Annotated in this window: 23 protein-coding genes and 1 riboswitch; of the genes, 22 read left to right on the top strand and 1 reads right to left on the bottom strand. The window is 46.6% G+C overall.

Features of this window, described 5'->3' with window-relative positions:
- Nucleotides 1-7: 7 nt before the first annotated feature.
- From sigF to ytfJ, 16 genes are all read left to right on the top strand, one after another.
- Nucleotides 8-763, top strand: a complete 756-nt coding sequence (gene sigF / locus MKY75_RS14695; protein WP_023989213.1) for an RNA polymerase sporulation sigma factor SigF — start codon at nucleotides 8-10, stop codon at nucleotides 761-763.
- A gap of 176 nt (nucleotides 764-939) precedes the next feature.
- Nucleotides 940-1593, top strand: a complete 654-nt coding sequence (locus MKY75_RS14690; protein ID WP_029517295.1) for a stage V sporulation protein AA — start codon at nucleotides 940-942, stop codon at nucleotides 1591-1593.
- Complete coding sequence (locus tag MKY75_RS14685; protein WP_029517296.1) at nucleotides 1590-2012, top strand: stage V sporulation protein AB; 423 nt, start codon at nucleotides 1590-1592, stop codon at nucleotides 2010-2012. Before MKY75_RS14690 ends, MKY75_RS14685 begins: the two co-directional genes overlap by 4 nt.
- A gap of 26 nt (nucleotides 2013-2038) precedes the next feature.
- Nucleotides 2039-3733 (top strand): spore germination protein, encoded by a 1695-nt coding sequence (locus MKY75_RS14680; RefSeq protein ID WP_069012714.1) that lies wholly within the window; start codon nucleotides 2039-2041, stop codon nucleotides 3731-3733.
- A 110-nt stretch (nucleotides 3734-3843) separates the two neighbouring features.
- Nucleotides 3844-5211 (top strand): diaminopimelate decarboxylase, encoded by a 1368-nt coding sequence (gene lysA / locus MKY75_RS14675; protein WP_069012713.1) that lies wholly within the window; start codon nucleotides 3844-3846, stop codon nucleotides 5209-5211.
- A 162-nt stretch (nucleotides 5212-5373) separates the two neighbouring features.
- Nucleotides 5374-5808, top strand: a complete 435-nt coding sequence (locus MKY75_RS14670) for a peptidylprolyl isomerase (protein ID WP_013310775.1) — start codon at nucleotides 5374-5376, stop codon at nucleotides 5806-5808.
- Between the two features lie 252 nt (nucleotides 5809-6060).
- Nucleotides 6061-7074 (top strand): 2-oxoacid:acceptor oxidoreductase family protein, encoded by a 1014-nt coding sequence (locus MKY75_RS14665; protein WP_029517299.1) that lies wholly within the window; start codon nucleotides 6061-6063, stop codon nucleotides 7072-7074.
- The gene (locus MKY75_RS14660; RefSeq protein ID WP_165147036.1) at nucleotides 7074-9362 is read left to right on the top strand and encodes a thiamine pyrophosphate-dependent enzyme; all 2289 of its coding nucleotides are present in this window, start codon (nucleotides 7074-7076) and stop codon (nucleotides 9360-9362) included. Before MKY75_RS14665 ends, MKY75_RS14660 begins: the two co-directional genes overlap by 1 nt.
- Before the next feature lie 219 nt (nucleotides 9363-9581).
- The gene (locus MKY75_RS14655) at nucleotides 9582-10046 is read left to right on the top strand and encodes an IDEAL domain-containing protein (RefSeq protein ID WP_029517301.1); all 465 of its coding nucleotides are present in this window, start codon (nucleotides 9582-9584) and stop codon (nucleotides 10044-10046) included.
- Nucleotides 10047-10117: 71 nt separating this feature from the next.
- Nucleotides 10118-10291, top strand: a riboswitch (FMN riboswitch).
- A gap of 331 nt (nucleotides 10292-10622) precedes the next feature.
- Nucleotides 10623-11288, top strand: a complete 666-nt coding sequence (gene ribE, locus MKY75_RS14650) for a riboflavin synthase (protein WP_029517302.1) — start codon at nucleotides 10623-10625, stop codon at nucleotides 11286-11288.
- A gap of 59 nt (nucleotides 11289-11347) precedes the next feature.
- Nucleotides 11348-12031 (top strand): 3,4-dihydroxy-2-butanone-4-phosphate synthase, encoded by a 684-nt coding sequence (gene ribB, locus MKY75_RS14645; protein ID WP_029517303.1) that lies wholly within the window; start codon nucleotides 11348-11350, stop codon nucleotides 12029-12031.
- Nucleotides 12032-12060: 29 nt separating this feature from the next.
- Nucleotides 12061-12525 carry a 6,7-dimethyl-8-ribityllumazine synthase gene (gene ribH / locus MKY75_RS14640; protein WP_023989205.1) on the top strand — a complete coding sequence of 155 codons (465 nt, stop codon included), beginning with the start codon at nucleotides 12061-12063 and terminating at the stop codon, nucleotides 12523-12525.
- A gap of 174 nt (nucleotides 12526-12699) precedes the next feature.
- Nucleotides 12700-13494: a segregation and condensation protein A gene (locus MKY75_RS14635; protein ID WP_029517304.1), complete on the top strand. Its 795-nt coding sequence runs from the start codon at nucleotides 12700-12702 to the stop codon at nucleotides 13492-13494.
- Nucleotides 13463-14074: an SMC-Scp complex subunit ScpB gene (gene scpB / locus MKY75_RS14630; protein WP_029517305.1), complete on the top strand. Its 612-nt coding sequence runs from the start codon at nucleotides 13463-13465 to the stop codon at nucleotides 14072-14074. The genes MKY75_RS14635 and scpB overlap by 32 nt, the downstream gene beginning before the upstream one ends.
- Nucleotides 14075-14242: 168 nt before the next feature.
- Nucleotides 14243-14959, top strand: coding sequence for a DUF2953 domain-containing protein (locus MKY75_RS14625; protein WP_029517306.1), 717 nt, complete (start codon nucleotides 14243-14245; stop codon nucleotides 14957-14959).
- A gap of 128 nt (nucleotides 14960-15087) precedes the next feature.
- The gene (gene ytfJ / locus MKY75_RS14620; protein ID WP_029517307.1) at nucleotides 15088-15579 is read left to right on the top strand and encodes a GerW family sporulation protein; all 492 of its coding nucleotides are present in this window, start codon (nucleotides 15088-15090) and stop codon (nucleotides 15577-15579) included.
- Nucleotides 15580-15670: 91 nt separating this feature from the next.
- Here ytfJ and MKY75_RS14615 read toward each other — a convergent pair whose 3' ends face one another.
- Nucleotides 15671-16393, bottom strand: a complete 723-nt coding sequence (locus MKY75_RS14615; protein WP_029517308.1) for a hypothetical protein — start codon at nucleotides 16391-16393, stop codon at nucleotides 15671-15673.
- A 209-nt stretch (nucleotides 16394-16602) separates the two neighbouring features.
- Here MKY75_RS14615 and MKY75_RS14610 point away from each other — a divergent pair, with 209 nt between their 5' ends.
- The 6 genes from MKY75_RS14610 to MKY75_RS14585 all read left to right on the top strand — a co-directional run bounded on the left by MKY75_RS14610 (nucleotide 16603) and on the right by MKY75_RS14585 (nucleotide 22317).
- Nucleotides 16603-17865 (top strand): D-alanyl-D-alanine carboxypeptidase family protein, encoded by a 1263-nt coding sequence (locus MKY75_RS14610; RefSeq protein WP_340885749.1) that lies wholly within the window; start codon nucleotides 16603-16605, stop codon nucleotides 17863-17865.
- A 57-nt stretch (nucleotides 17866-17922) separates the two neighbouring features.
- Nucleotides 17923-18672, top strand: coding sequence for a nucleoside recognition domain-containing protein (locus tag MKY75_RS14605; protein WP_209947367.1), 750 nt, complete (start codon nucleotides 17923-17925; stop codon nucleotides 18670-18672).
- A 7-nt stretch (nucleotides 18673-18679) separates the two neighbouring features.
- The gene (locus MKY75_RS14600; RefSeq protein ID WP_209947369.1) at nucleotides 18680-19210 is read left to right on the top strand and encodes a spore maturation protein; all 531 of its coding nucleotides are present in this window, start codon (nucleotides 18680-18682) and stop codon (nucleotides 19208-19210) included.
- A gap of 78 nt (nucleotides 19211-19288) precedes the next feature.
- The gene (locus tag MKY75_RS14595; protein WP_023989197.1) at nucleotides 19289-20047 is read left to right on the top strand and encodes a pseudouridine synthase; all 759 of its coding nucleotides are present in this window, start codon (nucleotides 19289-19291) and stop codon (nucleotides 20045-20047) included.
- A gap of 109 nt (nucleotides 20048-20156) precedes the next feature.
- Complete coding sequence (locus tag MKY75_RS14590; RefSeq protein WP_029517311.1) at nucleotides 20157-20873, top strand: response regulator transcription factor; 717 nt, start codon at nucleotides 20157-20159, stop codon at nucleotides 20871-20873.
- A 1-nt stretch (nucleotide 20874) separates the two neighbouring features.
- Nucleotides 20875-22317 (top strand): ATP-binding protein, encoded by a 1443-nt coding sequence (locus MKY75_RS14585; protein WP_340885747.1) that lies wholly within the window; start codon nucleotides 20875-20877, stop codon nucleotides 22315-22317.
- The last annotated feature ends 96 nt before the right edge of the window (nucleotides 22318-22413 follow it).

Raw genomic sequence — 22413 nt, 5'->3', positions numbered from 1 at the left:
TGATCCTATGGAAGCAGGAGGAAAAAAAACTTCGCACAGCTATTTAGAGGATGCGGAAGTCAAGCGGCTTATTGCATTGAGTCAATCCGGTGATAATGAGGCTCGTGAGACACTGGTCAATAGTAATATCCGGCTCGTCTGGTCTGTCGTGCAGCGCTTTATGAACCGGGGGTATGAACCTGACGATCTTTTTCAAATTGGTTGCATTGGCTTGTTAAAATCGGTGGATAAATTCGATCTCAGCTACGAAGTCAAATTTTCAACATATGCAGTACCGATGATTATCGGTGAGATTCAACGGTTCTTACGTGATGACGGTACACTCAAGGTTAGCCGTTCCTTGAAGGAAACGGCCAATAAGGTCCGCAAAATGAAGGACGAGCTATCCAAACGGCTCAACCGCCTGCCTACAGTCAAGGAAGTTGCTGATGAGCTGGGAGTGACGCCAGAGGACGTTGTTTTTGCGCAGGAGGCCAATAAGCCGCCTACTTCAATTCACGAAACGGTGTTCGAAAATGACGGTGATCCGATTACACTTATGGATCAGATTGCTGACGAATCCCAGGAAAGATGGTTTGACAAGCTGGCACTCAATGAGGCCATTGGCGGACTATCTGAGCGGGAGCGGTTGATTGTGTACCTGCGCTATTACCGGGATCAGACGCAATCAGAGGTTGCAAGTCGGCTTGGTATTTCTCAGGTGCAGGTATCACGGCTGGAAAAAAAGATTTTACAACTGATCCGCGATCAGATTGCCCAATAATAACAGTCAGGATCTTAGTGAAATCCTTATGCTTACGTATTTTTAAAGGGTATTCCAAAGCCATTTTAATGGTCAGGGGTACTCTTTTTTGCGTGGGATAAAAGACAATACACAGAATAGGTTTCCTTGCTTCGTTCCATACTAACTGATAATTACGAGGATAAGGAGGGGATCGGATGACTCATACTCCGGCTCCTACAGTAGCTCCTATTGTCTACTTGCGGCTCCGCAGCCGTGTCCGCATGATACAAGGACAGGATTTACATTTGGGTGATGTAGCCAATTTGCTGACTAATCCTGAATGGGAAAAGGAACTGCTTGAGCTTGTTCTCAAGCGGCCGCAGCACCAGGACGGTAATCTGATACTGATAGATATGCTGCAGATCATAGCAAAAATTAGAGATCATATTCCGGGGGTCGTAGTTGAATCTCTTGGGAAGCCGCATGTACTTGTCGAACTCGTGGAGAAACCCCGTAAGCCGTCCAAAATACTGTTTGTTTTGGTATGGGTGCTTCTGTTTTTTGGCTCTGCGCTGACAATTATGAATTTTCATGCCGACGTTAGCATGATGGAAGTACAGGTTCGGATTGTGGAGATGATTACGGGACATAAGGATGAGCATCCGTACCTGTTTCAAATTGCTTACTCAATCGGCATCGGCTTTGGCATGATCGTTTTTTTTAATCACTTGTTCAAGAAAAATTGGAACGAGGAGCCGACACCGCTGGAGGTGGAAATGTATCTGTACCAGGAAAATGTGGATCAGTATGTTGTGGCAGAGGAATATGAAAAGATGGCCCGTCTGCAGACAAAGGCTAAGAAACCATGATATTTGTACAGGCTGCACTTCAGATTATTTTAGGTATTGCTGGGGGCCTTGCGGTGGGTAGCGGTGTAATTGCTTTTTTTATTGTGCTGGATATCATGCCGCGATTAGCTCAACTCACCCGTACGTATAAAAAATCACGTGCATACGAAAAGGCAATGATTATAGGTTCAGTGCTGGGGACTGTGGTCGATTTTTGGAACATTTGCTTGCCACTACCGGGCATATTTACATGGATACCTGGGCTATTTTGCGGAGTGTTTATTGGTTTGCTCGCTGCGGCTTTAACGGAGGTATTAAATCTCCTGCCTATACTCGCCAAGCGACTCCACATGACCGTGTATATGCTCGGTCTGCTAATGGCAATGGTGCTTGGTAAGGTGACGGGTTCCTTATTTGACTGGTTTGTATACAACCGTTAACAACGAAAGCGAAGGGGACAAGGAATATGGATCACAGAGCGGATCAAGAGCATCGGGAGCAGCATCAAGAAGACGGGGTAATCGGAAGGAAATATCATACTGGCGAAGAAAAGTTGAGTCCATGGCAGGAAAAGCAGGCGCAGGAATCTGCACGTTTTAAACACAAAAAAGAGAGTGAGCGATCTGATAACGTAGAGGAGTCCGTTCGCTACTGGCAGGCCGAAGATAATATATCGCCGAGGATGAAGGATAACAAGAATACACTTGAAACAGTATTAGGTTTGGGGGAGACCTTTGATGTCGTTTTCAGGGAAATGACACTGGGAGGGCGTCATACTGGATATCTGTTCCTGAATACCTTTGCGAAGGATCAAATTATGCTTGAAGTGCTAAAGCGGCTCACCTATCTGACGCCGGATAATCTCTCTTCCGATGGACTACAAGCGTATTTCGAAAACTTTATTCCACATATTCAGGTGGAGAAGACAGATAAGATGTCAGTCGTCATTAACAAGGTACTGACGGGGATGAGTGCCTTTTTCATGGAAGGTGAACGTTTTTCCCTTATTCTGGATACCCGTAATTATCCGGTGCGTAGTCCAGAGGAACCCTCTTTGGAGCGGGTTGTGCGCGGTGCCCGCGACGGGTTTACTGAAACAATGCTTACAAATGTAGGTCTGGTACGCCGGCGTTTGCGGGACCCAGGACTTAAATTTGAGGCTATGCAGGTCGGACGCCGAACTCGAACGGACGTATGCTTGGGCTATATTGACGATATTGTAGATAAGGTGATGGTGGATACTGTACGAGACAAAATTAAAAATGTTAATTTGGATGGTATTCCGCTGGCCGATAAGCAATTAGAGGAGACGATTATCAATAAAGGTTGGAATCCATATCCATTAGTACGATATTCGGAGCGACCAGATGTCGTGGCATCGCATATTATGGAAGGGAGACTCGTTATTTTCGTAGATACCTCACCCAGCGTGATGATCTTGCCTACCACTTTTTTTGACTTGTGTCAGCATGCAGAAGAAAATCGGCAAACCGCTTTTATGGGAAGTTATTTGCGGTGGGTACGTTTTTTAGGCATATTCGCCTCAATGTTTCTGCTTCCGATGTGGCTGCTAATGGTCATCAATCCCGAATTAAAACCAGCTTTTCTTGATTTTATTGGTCCTCAAAAGGAAGCACATCTTCCGCTGATTGCACAGTTTATCATCGTGGAACTAGGGGTCGATCTCATGCGAATGGCGGCTGTGCATACTCCGACACCACTGGCTTCCGCTATGGGCTTGATCGCAGCCATTCTGGTCGGTGATATAGCGGTTAAGACGGGACTTTTCGTGAATGAGGTCGTGCTGTATATGGCTGTCGCTGCCATAGGAATGTTCGCAACACCGAGCTACGAGCTGGGGCTGGCAAATAGACTGATTCGACTATTCCTGCTGGTTGCTGTTGCGATTTTTCACGTACCGGGCTTTGTCGTGGGTACGACACTGATCATTTTGATGCTGACGCTGCATCGGTCATATAATTCTTCGTATTTGTGGCCGTTCATTCCTTTTAATGCCAAAGCGTTAGCTTCCATCTTGTTCCGTATGCCTGTACTAGATGCGGCTAACCGCCCGTCATCTAACAAAACGAGGGACAATACGCGTATGCCCCATACGGATGCCGACACAGATTCGAACTCAGGCAATGGACAGGAGCATTAATATAAATGATCTGCATAAAAATCCATTGTTCTTGATGTTTTTTTTGCTATACTGGTGTAAACATTCGATGGAATATGACTAGCTTGTTCCAGAAAGAGAGGCGCCAGAACATGTATTTGCATGGAAGCAGTAAAATTAACAGCAATGGACATTTGGAGATCGGCGGTTGTGATACAACGCTTTTGAAAGAGCGTTTTGGCACGCCGCTATATATTGTTGACGAACAGTTAGTCCGCCGGCGTTGCCGGGAATTCATAGAAGCTTTTCGTGAAACTGGATTGAAGTTTCAAGTTGCTTATGCAAGCAAAGCGTTTTGTGTTATGGCGATGTGCGCTTTAGCTGCTGAAGAAGGGATGTCGCTTGACGTTGTTTCCAGTGGAGAATTATTTACTGCGCTACAAGCAGGGTTCCCGGCAGAACGAATCCATTTTCACGGCAATAACAAAACACCGGAAGAAATTGAAATGGCGTTAGATGCGCAAATTGGTTGCTTCGTCGTCGATAGCGAAATGGAGTTGCATTTGTTGCAGGCCCTTGCCTCTGAGAAGGAACAGCAGGTGAATATCTTACTGCGGGTTACACCAGGGGTTGAGGCGCACACGCATGAATATATGGCCACAGGTCAAGAAGATTCGAAATTTGGCTTTGACATTGGGAACGGTACAGCACGCCAAGCAGTGGAACAGGCTATCAAGCTAGATCATCTTAACCTGCTGGGGGTACATTCTCATATCGGTTCGCAAATATTCGAAGTGAATGGCTTCCAAATGGCTGCTGAACGGGTTGCAGCTTTTTCCAGAGAAATTAAGGAACAGCTTCAGTTTTCTTTCAAAGTGATTAATCTGGGTGGGGGATTTGGCATTCGCTACACAGAGGAGGACACACCGCTGAAAGTTTCCACCTATGTGCAGGCTATCGGCGAAGCGGTGAAAACTTATTTTTCAGGACTTTACGATGAACTTCCAGAAATTTGGATTGAGCCGGGACGCAGTATTGTAGGCGATTCAGGCACGACCTTATATACAGTAGGAAGCATCAAGGATATTCCGCAAGTACGTAAATATGTTTCGGTAGATGGTGGGATGACAGATAATCCACGCCCTGCACTGTATCAGGCCAAGTATGAAGCGATGCTGGCTAATCGAGCGCAGGATACGAACGAAGAGACGGTGTCCATTGCGGGCAAATGCTGCGAAAGCGGCGATATGCTGATTTGGGATGTAGAGCTGCCTCGTATAAATAGCGGCGACTTGCTCGCTGTTGCCTCAACCGGAGCCTACAATTACTCGATGGCGAGTAATTATAACCGAATACGTCGACCTGCAGTTGTATTTGTCAACAACGGTGAGGCCGAGTTGGTGGTGCGTCGGGAAACCTACGAAGATATCGTACGCAACGATGTTGTGCCACAGCGCTTGGTTCGTGATCAAGCCAGTCCGGCGGTTCAGCCCAACGCCAAGATTACGGTTTCGTCCTGATTTTAACATTGTAAGATCAAGCAGGCCATTGAGTCGGTAATCATATACCGGGGTCAATGGCCCTTTTTTTTGGACAAGACTTTGCTAAGCGCGGCAATTCATAGTAAACTGGAACTTGATGTTATTTAGTTCTCAAAACAGGTTGAAAAGGAGATACAAACAATGAAAAAAGGTAGAATAGATCTTGAAAACGGCGGTATCGTCGAAATTGACTTTTTCCCAGAAGAAGCTCCAAACACCGTTGCTAACTTTGAAAAGCTGGCAAACAGCGGTTACTACAACGGTTTGAGCTTCCACCGTGTCATTCCTGGCTTTGTTGCTCAAGGTGGTTGTCCGATCGGTAACGGTACAGGCGGTCCTGGTTACACGATTGACTGTGAAACAGCTACGAATACAACAAAGCATGCCAAAGGCGTTCTGTCCATGGCTCATGCAGGTCGCAACACAGGTGGCAGCCAATTCTTTATCTGCTACGCTCCACAACCACATTTAGATGGAGTACATACTGTATTTGGTAAAGTAACCAAAGGTATGGAATTCATTGATGCTGTAAAGCAAGGCGACAAAATGAAAGAGGTTAAAGTATTTGACGTGTAATTTTACCGTTAATTACATGATCTTTTTTTAATAGCGTTGCACCTAAGCCGTTCTGTCTTTGGACAGGGCGGCTTTTGTTGTCTTTTGTTTGACGGTTTATTGATTTTCGCAATCACGTAGGCATTACAGTGCGTAAGATCACATTCGAAAAGTAAGTGTTGTGATAGCCTTTTCATAAGAATGCAATTTCCAATTTTTTTTATATGAGTATTCAAACTCGTTAAGGATTGGAAAAGAAGGGGGCTTATCACATTGTCTATTTTAACGAGCACAAATCGACTCGGATTTTTTGAAATCCGGCTGGAATCCATTGGTGGACTCGGCGCTAATCTGGCTGGCAAAATGTTGGCCGAAACCGGGGTGCTTGGTTTGGGGCTGAATGCTTCAAATTTTTCGTCCTACGGTTCGGAAAAAAAGGGAACTCCGGTTAAAAGTTTCGTCCGTTTCTGTGAGCCAGAAGTCGATATTCGGGATCACAGTCCGATTGAGCAACCGCATGTGGTAGGCATTTTCCATGAAACGTTATACAAAACGGTAAATGTAATCAGCGGACTGCCAGCGGATGGGATTGTAGTGGTTAATTCCACGCGTCCAGCAGAAGAAATACGGGCTGATTTGGGACTGGTATCCGGAACATTAGCGGTGGTGGATGCGATGGGCATCGCACTGGAAGAGCGAACCAAACTAAATACGTCCATGCTCGGTGCCTTGTTCCGTGTCTGTGACTTCCTGGACCCGGAAGCGATGAGATCGGTTATACGCAGTACCTTTGAAAAGAAAAATCCACTGTTAGTGGAACCTAATCTGCGTACGTTTAACCGTGGTTATGATGAAATGGAACTGCACGTATATCCGGTTACTGATGACGCGCAGGATCGGGTTTTTGAACGTCCGCAGCCATTGCTGGGATACGAAACGCAATTACTGGGGGGCGTTATTGCAACTCAGGGAAACAGCATAACGAGAGATGTTAGTGGTTCACGTCAGGGGTATGTGCCTGAATATGAAGTTGATAAATGTACCCATTGTGCCAAGTGTGATTCGATTTGCCCGGATTACTGTTTTGTATGGGAAGAGCAAGCAGACAAACGCGGAAGAATGATGCCATTTTTGCAAGGGATTGATTACCAGTATTGCAAAGGATGTCTGAAATGTGTAGATATTTGCCCATCGGGGGCACTAAGCTCGCGTCGCGAGCAATGGGGATGGGCTGAACAGAATCGAGTTGCCCACCAATTTCCGGTATATGAAGGAGGGCGTGCGTAATGGCAAAACTGGAGGAAGAACTCAAACAGACAGGCGCCGCGCAAGTGACAACGTTCGAATCCGGTAATGAAATGGCAGCAACGGCGGCTGCGCAGATTAATTATCATATGATGGGATATTTCCCGATTACTCCATCTACCGAGGTAGCGCAGTATCTAGATCAGATGAGAACGAGAGGTCAGCATAATATTAAGCTGGTTGCAGCAGACGGAGAACACGGATCGGCAGGGATTTGTTATGGAGCTGCCGCAGCGGGAGCGAGGGTGGTGAACGCCACTAGTTCGCAAGGTTTCCTGTACATGCTGGAGCAGTTACCTGTTCAGTCAGGTACCCGTTTTCCTATGGTTATGAATCTGGTGACACGAGCTGTCAGTGGTCCCCTAGATATTCGCGGAGATCATTCGGATCTGTACTATGGTTTGAATACAGGCTGGGTCATTTTGACGGCAAGTACACCACAGGCTGTGTATGATATGAACATTATGGCACTAAAAATTGCAGAGCACAGCGATGTTCGGCTGCCTGTAATGGTCGCATATGACGGTTTTTATACGTCCCATCAAAAACGTAAAGTGCAATATTTTGCCGATGCTGAGACCGTGCGTGGTTTTGTAGGTCCTAACCCGAACTTAAATTATCCGAATATTACGGATTTTGATCATCCTGTTACTGTGGGCGCGCATATGAACGGCGATGACTTGACGAATAATCATGTTCAGCTGTCCGAAGCACTGAAGCTGTCAGAAGGAGTATATGAGCAGGTAGCAGCAGAATATGCCGCTTTATCCGGTCGGGAATACCCGATTTTAGATCTGTATCAAATGGAGGATGCTGAGGTTGCGGTATTTCTGTTGAATTCGGCGGCTGAATCGGCCAAGGATGTGGCGGATCAACTCCGCGCGCGCGGAATTAAAGCTGGTGTGATACGTCCGAACATCATCCGACCGTTCCCAGCCGCACAACTGCGGGAAGCATTACGCAATGTCAAGGCGTTGCTGGTAGGTGAGCGTGCAGACTCGTATGGGGCAGACGGCGGTAATTTAACGCATGAAATTAAAGCGGCCTTGCAGGAGGACCCGCTGAATCGGACACTCGTGTTGAGCCGTATCTTTGGCTTGGGCGGCAAAGATTTTTATGCAGAAGATGCAGAGGCGTTCTTCCAGCTTGCAATCGAGGCGGCAGAGGCCGGACGAGTAGAGAAGCCCTTTGATTACTACGGAATTAATTCGGGTTCACCGGACAAGGTGATGCCGCAAGTTATGCAGCCGCCACGTGGTAATGATTACCGTACGGGTCTGATTCAGGTTACGCCGGACGAGGAGACCGGGAAGCTCAAGGTCAAGGTACCCCCTTTGCGGTCGTTGACAACCAAACCACGGCGTCTTTCACCAGGCCACGGAGCTTGTCCAGGATGTGGGGCATTGTCTGCGCTGGAACTGTTTTTCAAAGGTATTGAAGGGGATATTGTCGTGCTGTTCCAGACAGGCTGCGTATATGTGACGACGACAGGGTATCCATATACATCACACAAACAACCGATGATCCACAATCTTTTTCAAAACGGGGCCGCTACCCTTTCAGGAGCGCTAGAAGCTTACATGGAAATGAAACGGCGTAATGAAATTGAGATGTCGGACGATCCGACCTTTATCATGATTAGTGGTGACGGTGGGATGGATATTGGTATGGGTTCTGCGATTGGTGCGGCTCTGCGTAATCATAAGCTAATCATGCTGGAATATGATAACGAGGGGTACATGAATACAGGTTCACAGCAATCTTACTCCACTCCGCTCGGTCACATGACCAGTACGTCGGGTGTAGGTAAAATGCAAAAAGGAAAGCAAGGGCATCACAAGGATACCGTGCAAATCATGGCTGCTTGTAACATTCCGTATGCTTTTACCGCTGCTGAAAGTCATCCGCAGGATATGCTGCGTAAAGCAGCCAAGGCTCAATGGTATGCAAACAACGTGGGTACGGCCTATGGTAAAATCCTGTGCGCCTGTCCGCTGAATTGGAAATCCGAAGACAGACTGGGTACCAGCATTGTGGGCGCCGCAGTCGAGTCCTGTTTCTTTCCTTTGTACGAAATAGAGCAAGGCAGTACGACGATTACGTACAATCCGGAGGACAAAGGAAAACGAATTCCAGCTGCTGAATGGCTGAAATTAATGGGTAAAACGAAGCATCTTATTAAGGAGGAGGCTACGCTGGCGACCTTTGAACAGGAGATTGAGCGTCGCTGGACTATCCTGAAAAAGAAACATGAAATTTCAGAGCTATAATCCTGTTTTTTGCATAATCATCGATTAACATTGTTAGCCGCTGTTACTGTAGTGGCTCGATCAAGATTCTTTGCGCTTTTTGCGCAAAGAATCTTTTTTGTCGTTTATGGGTTGAAGCATAAAAAAACAGGTAATGATTTCCGATATAGGAGTGGAGGCCTATAAGAGGCACGTTAAAAAGTTTTCTTCTGAATTTTAAGATGCAATGAGGTGCAGGTAATGATTAAGCTGAATACAGTTGAAATAATCGAAATTATAAAGAAGCAAATCCCTAAGGTTATGAACATCAAGCCAGTGGAACTCAAGTTTACGGATGATTTTGGACGGACCTCGCTGGCAGCGACAGAACACAAATTTACGCTGACGAACCAGCATTATTCTGCCAAGGTGATGGATTGCGTGTTAGAAACACAAGTACGCCCCATTTTAATGTGCGAAATTATTTATTTTCTAAAATGCGAGTTTATTGACGGACATGTTGATGTACGACTGGATTATGAAGCATGTTCTGAGGAAGGGCGAGGACCGGTTGCTTCAGCCGTAATTACCTTTGATCATGCAACAGAGCTGGGAGTCGAGGAACTGGCCGATCTGATTGACTTGGCGCTTCATATGAACGATAAAACCTGGTTTGAAGAACTCTCCAGCCAATATGTCAAAACCAAAGCAGGAGCTTCTATTTGATAACTTGCTTTTTTTAGAAGTCGGTGCTAATATACGTAACAAGTTTAATGTTAATTCAATTAAATAAGAGCAAGATCCTTCGGGGCGGGGCGAAATTCCCCACCGGCGGTGATGACATGTTTGTGGATCGTTTTTGTGAGAAACAGCATGGCTTAGTCCGTGACCCGGATGCTGAATGATCAGCAGAAGGTGGACCTGGTGCAAATCCGGGACCGACAGTATAGTCTGGATGGGAGAAGGATACGAAGCGCATGTGCATGACGTGACATGTGCCGATTTTTAGCATACCCAATTGTGCGTACGGCTTATTTCGTTGTAGGATGGCATCGGGCGATAGCTTTCTTAAGCTTTCTTTTTGATGGGTGTTCTGAGCGTATTTGGCTGTATCCTCAGTCATGCTTTCTATTGGCAAACCTATGATTTCATGTCGTCTTAAGATGCATATGAACTGCGCTTGTATACTACAAATGTGACTCTCATCACCCCCATGACGGATTGAATCCGAACTGGGGGTTTTTTGCGCTTATAGCTGATGAATTAGGGATAAACTGAAATGTAGTGGAAAGGAGTGAAGGCATGTTTACCGGATTGGTCGAGGAAGTGGGTCGTATTCAAACCATTTCCAAAAGCGGTGAAGCGATGGTGCTGGGGATTTCGGGTTCCGTGGTGTTGGGCGATTTAAAAATAGGAGACAGTGTCTCAGTGAATGGCGTTTGCCTGACGGCGATACAGATCGGTACGAAAGACTTTAAGGTTGATGTGATGCCGGAAACCTTTCGTAGCACTAATCTGAAAGAGTTGAGATCCGGCAGCCGAGTCAATCTGGAGCGAGCGATGGCGGCGAGTGGAAGGTTCGGAGGACATATCGTGCAAGGACATGTGGACGGGACGGGAACGATTCGCGGGGTGACATCAGACCAGAATGCAGTGGTGTACGAAATTGAGCCTAAAAATCAAACATTATTTAAATATATTCTTCTCAAAGGGTCAATCACAATTGATGGTATAAGCCTCACAGTCGCACAGCGTACGGGAGAGACCTTTGCCGTATCCATTATTCCCCACACCTTATCCGAAACGGCCTTACAAGGCAAACGTGAGGGGGATACCGTCAATATCGAATGCGATATTTTGGGCAAATATGTAGAACAGCTTTTAAGTTACAGAGGTGCAGCGGAGGCGGAGAGAGTAGAAGAAGCTCCTCTCAGTTTGGACTATTTGGCGAAACACGGTTTTGCCTGATATTGAATGGTAAGCCTGTTCAGGAGCATTCGTGGCTAAGACATGAGGAGGAAAGTGTTATGGATAGAGGTAGCCAAACAAGTGCAATGGCAAACGTCATAGAGCATGGCGAGTTGGAACATGACGAAGAGATTCGTTTGGATTCCATCGAAGAAGCGTTGGAGGACTTGAAAAACGGTAAAGTCGTTATTGTAGTGGATGATGAACAGCGCGAAAATGAAGGCGATTTTATCGCTTTGGCTGAAAAAGCGTCGCCTGAGGTCATTAATTTCATGATTACAGAAGGTCGCGGGTTGGTCTGTGTGCCGATCACACGACAAAGAGCCGAGGCCTTGGAATTGCATCCTATGGTAGAGCAAAATACAGATTTCCACGGTACTGCCTTTACGGTATCGGTAGATCATATGGAGACAACAACGGGGATTTCAGCGGCCGAGCGCTCCTTGACTGTACGCGCCTTGGCAGACGAAGCAGTCACAGGAAGTGATTTCCGCAAGCCTGGTCACATGTTCCCGCTGATTGCTCGCGATGGGGGTGTCTTGCAGCGTGCTGGTCACACGGAGGCGGCTGTTGATCTGGCTCGACTCAGTGGCTTCAAGCCTGCTGGAGTCATTTGTGAAATTATAAAGGAAGATGGCTCAATGGCCCGCCTGCCTGATCTGGCAGTGGTCGCCAAGCGACATCAATTGAAACTGATCAGTATTCAGCATTTGGTGGACTACCGTCGCCGTTTGTCATTGTAAATAATTTAAATTAAGAGAGGTTGATTAATATGGCACGTTTTCTAGAAGGTAATCTTGTATCGAACGGTTTAAAATATGGTATTGTGGTGGGCAGATTTAATGAGTTTATTACGAGCAAGCTGTTAAGCGGTGCAATTGACGCACTTCAACGACATGGTGCACAGGAAGATGAAATTGATGTAGCCTGGGTTCCGGGTGCATTTGAAATTTCACTAATTGCGCAAAAAATGGCTGCAAGCGGCAAATATGATGCCGTAATTACGCTGGGTACGGTCATCCGTGGTTCTACTTCACATTATGATATCGTCTGCAATGAAGTGGCCAAGGGTGTGGCAGCGAGCAGCCTAAAAACGGGAGTACCTGTTATTTTTGGGGTAGTGACTACAGAAAACATTGAACAGGCTATTGAACGAGCAGGTACGAAGGCTGGTAATAAAGGTTGGGATTCAGCACTGGCTGCGATTGAAATGGCCAATCTCGGCAAGCAATTTTAATGATAGGAATAGCTGAATAGAACGGTATAAACTGCAAGGGGAAAAAAGGGATTGGATTGTTAAGCAAGGCGATGACGTATATACTACAGAAAGAGGGATTGATAACGCAGAGCATAAGTGCTATAGGGAAAGGTATTGTTGAATGATGATTGGAGTAAGGCAGGGGGAAGCACATTGACAGTCGTAAACTACAAGCTGGAAACATTCGAGGGTCCGCTGGATCTACTGTTGCATCTGATTGATAAAGCCGAAATCGACATTCAGGATATCCCGATTAGCGATATTACTGATCAGTATATGGCTTTTTTGCACAGTATGCAGGAGCTGGAACTGGACATTACGAGCGAGTTTCTGGTGATGGCGGCGACGCTCTTATCCATTAAGAGTAAATTGTTGCTTCCCAAGCCACCTGTGATGGAATATGACGATTTGGATTTTTATGAGGAAGAGGATTATGATCCACGTGAGGAACTGGTCCGCAAGCTGGTGGAGTATCGTAAATATAAAGGGATTGCTCGCCATCTAAGTGAACGTGAGTGGGAGCGGAGTCTAATTTATGGCAAAGAGCCAGAAGATCTGAGTGCATTCCTGCCCACTGAACCCGTAAATCCGGTGCATGGGCTGCATGCAAGCGATTTGGTCGCAGCCTTTCAGCGTGCTTTGCGCAAAGCAGAACGACGTACGACGGTAACCCGTGTTCATCGGGACGAAATTTCAGTCAAGGACCGTATCCGGCAAGTTATCGGGGCTTTAGAGATGGTGGGGAATGGAGGACGGCTGCTGTTCTCCAAGCTGATGCATGAGGATATGTATCGGCATGAAGTGGTTGTGACCTTTTTGGCTATCCTTGAACTGATGAAAATGAAGCAAATTTTCTGTTATCAGGAGAAGCTTTTCGATGATATTGTAATGGAGTGGAGAGGGGATTTACGGGTTAATGGATTATCTGAAGCTGAAATCAATTATTGAGGGACTGCTGTTTCTAGCAGGAGAGGAAGGGTTGTCCACCAAGCAGATCGCCGACATTGTAGAGCAGCAGCAAGAGCTGGTTGAACAGTGCCTGGAAGATATGAAGCAGGACATGGAGCAGGGGGGAAGAGGCCTGCAACTTGTCCGTATTGCCGGTCATTATCAGCTTGCAACTTTATCCGAACATGCACCTTACTTTGAAAAGCTCGCATACTCTCCGGCACGTGCGTCACTGTCTCAAGCTGCTTTGGAGACGCTGGCCATTGTGGCCTACCGCCAGCCCATTACAAGAGTTGAAATCGAAGAGATTCGGGGGGTTAAATCCGAGCGGGCCATACATACACTGGTCAACAAGGAGCTCATTGAAGAGAAAGGTCGAGCTGAAGCCATCGGACGGCCGATATTGTACGGAACGACGAAATCATTTTTGGATTATTTCGGTCTGGGCTCTCTGGCAGATCTACCGCAACCGGAGCTGTTCGAGAATTCGGACAATTTAGAGGAAGAGACTCAATTATTGTTCGAGCGTCTGGAGAGTAGCCAGCCTGCGGCCAACGATCTAGATCTTGAATCCCAATAAAGTTGCTCCGGATCTTGCGGCTCACTTATGTAAAAGTTCAAACAGACAGCCAGTCCTCATATCGTTGGGGGCTGGCTGTTGGTATTTTAAGATGCATGATTTTCCGGCGAACGGTCATACTATTTTTGCCATGATATTCTATAGCAAAAAGGTAGGGAGGACACGCCAGTGTGGAAATGGATCAGTATCGCCATCATCGTCGTTATATTACTTGTACTGGCAGTTCTGCTCTCTCGTATTCGTTTGAAGCTGAATATTGCCAAACATGACAATGATGATCGGGCGCATCTAGAGATCAGATTTCTATACGGGATGATAAAAATGAATTACGATGTGCCGGCCATTCTCATAACAGGGTTGAAAAAAGGGCTTCTCTATCGGCTAGATCGCAACAAAAACATACATAAAACGGATGCTTCCGTGGATAGCGGTAATATTGATACAGTAAAAATCAAGCAATTTATACATGATATACGGGTTTTGCTCAAGGGAACGAAATCCTTTAATAAATGGTTGCGACATACATTGGCACATGTGACGATGTCCAAAATGGAATGGTCTACCAACATTAGTCTTGCTGACGCGGCATATACAGCTACCTCAACTGGTATTTTGTGGGGATTAAAAACAACCTTGATCGGTTATGCTTCAAGCTTTGTACGCATGGATTGTACCCCTAAGCTGTATGTTGTGCCCTATTGGGTGGATCGCTTGCGTTTTACCACCACTTTGAACTGTGAAGCAAACGTATCGCTCGGCTATTTAATGTTCTCCATGCTCATCTTATCTTACCGCATATGGCGCGTTCCGGGTGGACCGGAGGCATGGAAACGGGTTTTTTTCAAAAAAAATGCGGCGGATCATCAAGCTAACAATGAATGGTAAACAGTGGAGAGAGGTGAGACTCAACCTTTCTGAACTATCGAATGACATACATATTTCCTTGAACCCCTGCGCACAATAGCGAAAGAAAAGGCAGTCTACGCTTGAGATAAGCAGAGGAGGAATAAATCATGTCAGATCACCCGATTCAAGGGCTCATGCAAACCGCAATGGAAAACATCAAAGCCATGGTAGACGTGAATACGATTGTAGGAGACGCAGTGGAAACACCCGATGGTTCTGTTATTTTGCCAATCAGTAAGGTGGGATTTGGTTTCGCTGCCGGGGGAAGTGATTTTAACGTAGACGAAGAGGCACTTCATACTTCCTCGGCGTCGGGTAATCATAGCGGGAAGGAAGGGCATCCTTTTGGAGGCGGTAGTGGTGGTGGTGTATCTATTCATCCCATTGCTTTTCTGGTTGTTGGCAAACAGGGGGCACAAATCGTTCCATTGGACAATCAAACGCATCTGATTGAGAAGCTCATTGACTCCACGCCATACCTGATTGATAAGGTTCAGTCTATCTTCCGGAATTCAGGCGGCGACTTGCAGACTCCCCCCCCACAGGTACCTGTAGATGTTGCTACGGATCACAGTAATTCTGGCCCGGCTTACTTGTAAAAGTTATTGAAATTAAAAGCATTCTCTCAGGAAGGTATCCCAAAGCCGAGTATAGGCTAAGGAATACCTTCTTTTCTGCTTGTACTTGGGCCTATCCCCGAATATACTGCCTTCCCCCAATGAAAGCATGTATATGGTGACTGTATTCCTGTTGATATAAAGTATGCAGCGAGATTTCATTTTTTCGATTTCCTTCGGTAGCAAACTGCGATAGGTAGATGAAGTCCGGATAGATCACTTCATTCGTCAAATAAGCGGATACCGTGGCATCAGGCCGACGATGTTGATTCAGGGAATCGATAATACCTTTCGCCGGCAAGATGCCAATCCCATGTCCATAAAACAAGTCTTCCTTCAGCTTAACGACATTTTCTCCTTTCCATTCTAATGTTTCAGACGACACATCCGGATTGTTGAAATACAGAATATCGCCAGGAGCCGCTTTATGACTTCCTTCCTGCTGTATGAGCCTGAGGTCGCTGTCATAGTGCCAGTCATACAGCAGCATATCTGCAAAAATCCGATTAAACTCACTTTCCAGAATGGAATCCAGCACTCCATTGTACAGCACAATAACCATAGCTGTTGCACATTCAAAAGCGTATTGATGACCGTTTAAAAAGATATCTCTGATGCCTTGGGCTGGTGTGACACCTGCTTTGATCTGAAAGCCACCTTTTTCCGTTAAATTCCAAAATTGCGGGTTGCAACGTGCGGTAGCAAAAGTGGCAAAGGATACACCGCTTCGATGCAATGCTTCTGCGGACTCTACAATCCGCGATCTTAAAATCATTTCAAACTGTAGTCGCTGCATGTTATAACCCCTCGATCCATATTTAACGTTTAGTAACTAATATATATGTGCTCAGGAGGGCATGTTGCTTGGTTTGTGTAGAAAGAAAGCGAAAAAGGAGCAGCTAATGGTTAGTCCTATAAAGGAATTTTCTGTTATAAAGGTGGACATACTTTGAACAGCTTGGACATAGAATGGTACAAGACTTGCTTAAAACCGGAGGAATCCAAATGTTTAAAAAAAAGCAACACATTCACGCGGACCACAGCCATTTCTTGAATAAGGCACGCGCATTTGTTTTGCCGCTGGTACTACTGCTTATTTTGTCATTGCCGCTTACGTTGCTAAGTCCGCAGCCCGTTCGGGGAGCGATAAAAACAGAAGTAGCGCCGCCCGCATTAGGAACCCACGCACAGGCTGCTTCTTTAATTGATGTCACATCAGGAAGAATCATTTATTCTACCGAAGGTGATCGGGAGCTACGTATTGCCAGCCTGACCAAAATTATGACAGCGATCGTGGCTATTGAACATGGACGCTTGCAGGACCGGGTAAAGGTGAGCCCAACCGCATATGCCAAAGAAGGGTCCTCGCTTTTTCTGCAAATGGGTGAACAAATGTCATTGGAAAATATGCTGTACGGCTTAATGCTCCGTTCTGGTAATGATGCCGCTTCTGCCATTGCTGAGCATGTGGGGGGGACAGAAGAGGGATTTGTTCATTTGATGAACGACAAGGCGGTTCAGCTTGGGCTAAGCCATACACATTTTGCTAATCCGCACGGGCTGGATGCCGAGGGACATTATTCCTCAGCCAATGATATGGCCCGGCTTACTGCTTATGCGCTGCATAATCCAACTTTTGCCCGTATCGTAAAAACAGAATTGAAAAAAGCACCGAATCCCAACGACTCTTGGGACTACTCATGGCACAATAAAAACAAAATGCTGCGGCTGTATGACGGAGCTGACGGGGTGAAAACAGGCTTTACCAAAAAAGCGTTTCGCTGTCTGGTCAGTTCGGCTACACGTGACGGTCGCCAGCTCGCTGCTGTTACCTTGAATGACGGGGACGATTGGAACGATCATGCCCGTATGCTTGATTACGGATTCCGATATTATCCGCTCATTCCGATTACGGACAAGCAGCAACCTATCGATGGTTACCCACTATTAACAGGTACAAGCTTTGCCTATCCTTTACATGATGGCGAGAAAACCCAGTTGCACAAAAGACTGGTGTTGTATAAAAATTCCGCTTCTGCCGATAGAGCGGACGTATCTTTTGGCTTACGAGGACGGGTTGAATTCCTTTTGGAAGGTAAACTTATCGGTTCTGTTCCTGTGTATGCAAAAGGTAGTAAGCTGCCTGCTCAAAATACCGTACAGCCACAGAAGGAGACTCCAACTGCACAAGAACCTGCGAACAATACTCAGCAACGAGGTTGGACGAGCAGATGGAACGAAATCCTTAAGAATTTGTTTGGAGCATAGGGCAACCAGGAAATAGAGCTGTACGTGTCACATCATTGGGAAAAGGAGGAATCAGCCATGATTCATCTCATATGGGTGGCTTTGATTTGTATTGGATTTGTATTTGCTGCCGCACAGGGAAATATTGAGGTGGTGACGAAAGCAGCTTTTGACGGGGCAACTACGGGGGTTACAGTGTGCTTTGGACTGATAAGTGTGCTGGTGTTCTGGATGGGCATGATGCGGCTGGCTGAAGATGGAGGGCTCTTACAGAAAATATCCAAGCTTCTTTCTCCTTTGGTTGCCTTTCTCTTCCCTGATGTTCCGCGTAATCATCCCGCTATGGGTTACATTTTGTCCAATATGAGCGCCAATCTGCTGGGCCTGGGGAATGCAGCCACACCGATGGGAATCAAGGCGATGCAAGAGCTGCAGACGCTCAATCCAGATAAGCAAACCGCCACACCAGCCATGTGTACGCTACTCGCCCTGAATACAGCCAGTATTACGCTTATTCCTACGACGTTGATCGCGATACGGCTAAATTTTCATTCCGCACATCCGGCAGAAATCGTCGGTACGACACTGGTAGCGACCGCAATAGCCACCTTTGCTGCAATTGCGGCGGATCGTTGGTACCGTAGTCGAGAATTGCGCCGCCGTCCTCCAGCGATTCCGCCGTCCCAGTCATCCTTGGCGCCACTCGCCCCACCAGCACCAACATCAACATCTACTGCCTCTTCAACGACGTTGCCCGCATCTTTACCTGCCGTTCCGCGAACGGGAATCACGGCTGCCAAGGGCAGGGACACCACTTGGAAAGGATGAGGGAGGCATGCTTAATTTTATAAACCTCGTATCGACTTGGGCCATTCCGGTTATTCTCGCTTTTATTCCTTTATATGCATATGCTAAAAGGGTCCCTGTCTACGATTCTTTTGTGGATGGAGCCAAAGACGGATTTTCTACCGCCATCAGCATTATTCCTCATCTCGTAGGCATGATGGTGGCGATTAGCATTTTTCGAGCATCCGGCGCCTTGGACTATTTGATCTCTTGGGTTACCCCTTGGATTAAACACTGGGGTGTACCGGGCGAGATATTGCCTTTAGGTTTGCTTCGTCCATTGACGGGCACTGGCTCACTTGCGTTTACGACGGATCTAATTCGCACCTATGGCCCGGATTCCATGATCGGTCGGATCGCTTCAACGATTCAGGGCAGCACAGACACGACGCTATATGTGCTAACTGTATATTTTGGTGCGGTAGGTATCCGCAATGGACGGTATGCTTTGAAGGTAGGACTATTTTCAGATGTGGTTGGTTTTGTGGCAGCCATTGCGATTTGCCTGCTTGTATTTTAATTTCTGCATCGTTTTTTGAACGGGGGTTGTGATTTTGCTCATGGATGGGTATCATTAGCATGAGGTGAATTAGCGAACATGGAAAGATTGCAGAAAATATTGGCCCAAGCTGGTGTAGCTTCCAGACGTAAATGTGAGGAGCTTATTCAGGCGGGTAGCGTGGAAGTGAACGGGGTTGTCGTAACTGAACTGGGAACGAAGGCAGACCCTGATCAAGATATGATTACGGTAAAGGGACGCCCGATCAAAACCGAGAAAAAAATCTATTTGATGATGAACAAACCTAAAGGGGTCATTACGAGCGCTTCCGATCCGGAAGGCCGTAAAATCGTGTCAGACTATCTGAAAGGCGTTAAGGAACGCGTATATCCGGTGGGACGTCTCGATTACGACACCGAAGGACTGCTGTTGCTCACCAATGATGGCGAGTTCGCCAATCTGCTCACCCATCCCAAGCATCATGTGCCCAAGACATATGTGGCAACAGTCAAAGGCGTTCCACATGGTACTGAGCTGGACAAGCTGAAAAAGGGAATCGTGCTGGAAGATGGCATTACTGCACCAGCCGAGGTAGAATATAAAGATGTAGATCCGAATGGTAAGGAGTCTGTGATCCAGATTACCATTTATGAAGGCAGAAATCGCCAAGTAAGACGGATGTTTGAGGCCATTTCACACCCAGTCATCAGACTCAAGCGGATAGCCTTCGGAGATCTTTTGCTACAAAACTTGAAGCGCGGTCTGACCAGACCCCTAACCAAGGACGAAATCAACCGTCTCATTCAACTTGCCAAATCAGACAACACGAAAAAGAAACGGACAGGACGGGGGTCATAACCCCGGCCTTTTTGGTGTAAAGAGACTGTTGGATGAGAGTAAAGTTTGACCAAGCACGGGAAAATAGTAAAATAGAGAGAATGCTTTTTTTAGCGAAGGGGCTGGGAATATGTCAGAACAAAGCAACCGCATATTAATTGTAGATGATGAAGAACGCATTCGACGCCTTCTGCGGATGTATCTGGAAAAAGAAGGATATGCAATTGACGAAGCTGAGGATGGCGAGATTGCCCTCCAAAAAGCGACTGCAAGCGATTACAGCATTATTTTGCTCGATGTGATGCTTCCAGGGATGGATGGGATTGAGGTGTGTACACGGCTGCGTCAGACCAAAGCTACACCTGTGATTATGCTGACTGCCAAAGGCGAGGAAGTGAACCGTGTACAAGGCTTTGAAGTCGGAGCTGATGATTATGTGGTTAAGCCCTTTAGCCCGCGAGAAGTCATTTACCGGGTAAAGGCGATTTTACGCCGTTCGTCGGAAACTGCCTTTTTAACGAAAGAAGCGGTACCAAGCAATAGTATTGTTTTTCCGAATCTTATCATTGAGCATGATGCGCACCGGGTAACTGCGGGTGGGATTGAAATCAGTCTCACGCCTAAAGAGTACGAGCTGTTGCATTATTTGGCGGTGTCACCAGATAAAGTCTTCTCACGCGAAGAACTGCTGAAAGACGTTTGGAATTACGAATTTTTTGGTGACCTGCGCACTGTGGATACGCATGTGAAACGGCTTCGTGAAAAGCTGAATAAGGTATCGCCAGAGGCAGCCGCTATGATTACGACCGTGTGGGGCGTAGGTTATAAGCTGGAGGTTCCAAAATAACGTGAACTTCTGGAGATCGCTGGTAGGCAAGCTGTGGATCACCATCATTTGCCTTGTAGGCTCTGTGCTTATTTTTTTAGGGCTTTTTTTATTGCCGTACATCAACAGAAATTTTGCGGCGTATGAATCGACGGAAATCAAGCATTTGTTCACCTATACATGTATAGTCGGATTTTTATTGACGACCTTTTTTGCCCTATTTCTTTTTACTAAAATCACACAGCCTATGCAGCTGTTGATTCAGGCGGCGAATGCCATTCGTGAGGGAAGGTATGATACTCGGCTTTCGCTGGTGACCAGTGATGAAATTGGAGAACTGGCGAAAACTTTTAATCATATGTCTACGGAACTGGAAGCAACGATCCGCAGTCTGAATGAGGAGAAAAACCATTTATCCAGCGTACTGCGAAGCATGTCTGATGCAGTAATCACCTTCGACAGAAGCGGACAAATCATCTTGACGAATCCGCCGGCACAAAGTTTGCTGAATATCTGGGAAAAGCTGGAGTGGCAGGAACGTGATCTGGAGGAGTTTGGAGCTTCTGTACCTGAGCCTTTGCAGTCTCTGTTCCATACCGTTATGGACAGGGGAGAGGATGTCGGAGACTATATCCATGTCAAGAAGGGCTCCTGGTCGGTGCAGATGGCGCCTCTGTATACGGATAATGCAATCCGCGGTGCAGTAGCTGTGCTTAGAGATATTACGGAAGAAGTGAAGCTAGAGAAGATGCGGAGCGATTTTGTGGCCAACGTATCTCATGAAATCCGTACACCTTTATCTATGATGCAGGGCTACAGTGAGGCGTTGCTGGATGGTATGGCGGGTTCACCAGAAGAATCCGAGGAACTGGTGCAGGTCATCCATGATGAGTCATTACGCATGGGAAGGTTAGTCAAGGATCTGCTTGATCTGGCCCGAATGGAGGCTGGTCATACAGACATGCACCGACAGGAATTGGATGTGAACGAGTTGATCGAGCGTGTTCACCGTAAATTTACGGTACGATCAAAGGAACAGGGACTGACACTCGATTACCGTGAGCATGGCCAACGTTTGTTGCTGCCTGAGGCAGATGAAGACCGTTTGGAACAGGTATTGACCAATTTGCTAGATAATGCATTTAGACACACACCCGGCGGGAAAAAGGTTACTATTGCGGCGGATCGAATTTTGGGAGAACGGCATGAGTTAATCCGTATTCGGATTAAGGATGAAGGTGTAGGCATTGCCAGCGAGGATCTACCTTATATTTTCGACCGCTTTTACAAGGCAGATAAAGCCAGAGTACGTGGTGAGGATAAAGGGACTGGCTTGGGGCTTGCTATTGTCAAGAATATTGTAGAGGCTCACGGAGGCTCTGTCTCTGCTGCCAGCGTATTGGGAGAAGGGACGGAATTTACTATTTTGCTGCCCATCTCCAGCAAAACTAAGCTGGGTCTGTAACAGGCTTATAAGCCCAGGCTGATATACCCCGGTTTGCAGCATCCTCGGAAGAGGGTGCTTTTTGTTGAAAAATCAACATTTATCTTGTTCAACGTG

This window comes from Paenibacillus sp. FSL L8-0663 (assembly GCF_038008125.1).
Classification (GTDB): Bacteria; Bacillota; Bacilli; order Paenibacillales; family Paenibacillaceae; genus Paenibacillus; species Paenibacillus polymyxa_D.
Note: the sequence above shows the minus strand (reverse complement) of the source record. Positions and strands in the feature narration are given on the sequence as shown.

Excerpts from the sequence above, each read along its gene's own strand:
- lysA (WP_069012713.1), top strand. The coding sequence starts at position 3,844 with ATGTATTTGCATGGAAGCAGTAAAATTAACAGCAATGGACATTTGGAG.
- MKY75_RS14680 (WP_069012714.1), top strand. The coding sequence starts at position 2,039 with ATGGATCACAGAGCGGATCAAGAGCATCGGGAGCAGCATCAAGAAGAC.
- ribB (WP_029517303.1), top strand. The coding sequence starts at position 11,348 with ATGGATAGAGGTAGCCAAACAAGTGCAATGGCAAACGTCATAGAGCAT.
- MKY75_RS14655 (WP_029517301.1), top strand. The coding sequence starts at position 9,582 with ATGATTAAGCTGAATACAGTTGAAATAATCGAAATTATAAAGAAGCAA.
- MKY75_RS14685 (WP_029517296.1), top strand. The coding sequence starts at position 1,590 with ATGATATTTGTACAGGCTGCACTTCAGATTATTTTAGGTATTGCTGGG.
- MKY75_RS14595 (WP_023989197.1), top strand. The coding sequence starts at position 19,289 with ATGGAAAGATTGCAGAAAATATTGGCCCAAGCTGGTGTAGCTTCCAGA.
- MKY75_RS14610 (WP_340885749.1), top strand. The coding sequence starts at position 16,603 with ATGTTTAAAAAAAAGCAACACATTCACGCGGACCACAGCCATTTCTTG.
- MKY75_RS14660 (WP_165147036.1), top strand. The coding sequence starts at position 7,074 with ATGGCAAAACTGGAGGAAGAACTCAAACAGACAGGCGCCGCGCAAGTG.
- MKY75_RS14690 (WP_029517295.1), top strand. The coding sequence starts at position 940 with ATGACTCATACTCCGGCTCCTACAGTAGCTCCTATTGTCTACTTGCGG.
- ribE (WP_029517302.1), top strand. The coding sequence starts at position 10,623 with ATGTTTACCGGATTGGTCGAGGAAGTGGGTCGTATTCAAACCATTTCC.
- MKY75_RS14590 (WP_029517311.1), top strand. The coding sequence starts at position 20,157 with ATGTCAGAACAAAGCAACCGCATATTAATTGTAGATGATGAAGAACGC.
- sigF (WP_023989213.1), top strand. The coding sequence starts at position 8 with ATGGAAGCAGGAGGAAAAAAAACTTCGCACAGCTATTTAGAGGATGCG.
- MKY75_RS14600 (WP_209947369.1), top strand. The coding sequence starts at position 18,680 with ATGCTTAATTTTATAAACCTCGTATCGACTTGGGCCATTCCGGTTATT.
- scpB (WP_029517305.1), top strand. The coding sequence starts at position 13,463 with ATGGATTATCTGAAGCTGAAATCAATTATTGAGGGACTGCTGTTTCTA.
- MKY75_RS14615 (WP_029517308.1), bottom strand. The coding sequence starts at position 16,393 with ATGCAGCGACTACAGTTTGAAATGATTTTAAGATCGCGGATTGTAGAG.
- ytfJ (WP_029517307.1), top strand. The coding sequence starts at position 15,088 with ATGTCAGATCACCCGATTCAAGGGCTCATGCAAACCGCAATGGAAAAC.
- MKY75_RS14605 (WP_209947367.1), top strand. The coding sequence starts at position 17,923 with ATGATTCATCTCATATGGGTGGCTTTGATTTGTATTGGATTTGTATTT.
- ribH (WP_023989205.1), top strand. The coding sequence starts at position 12,061 with ATGGCACGTTTTCTAGAAGGTAATCTTGTATCGAACGGTTTAAAATAT.
- MKY75_RS14670 (WP_013310775.1), top strand. The coding sequence starts at position 5,374 with ATGAAAAAAGGTAGAATAGATCTTGAAAACGGCGGTATCGTCGAAATT.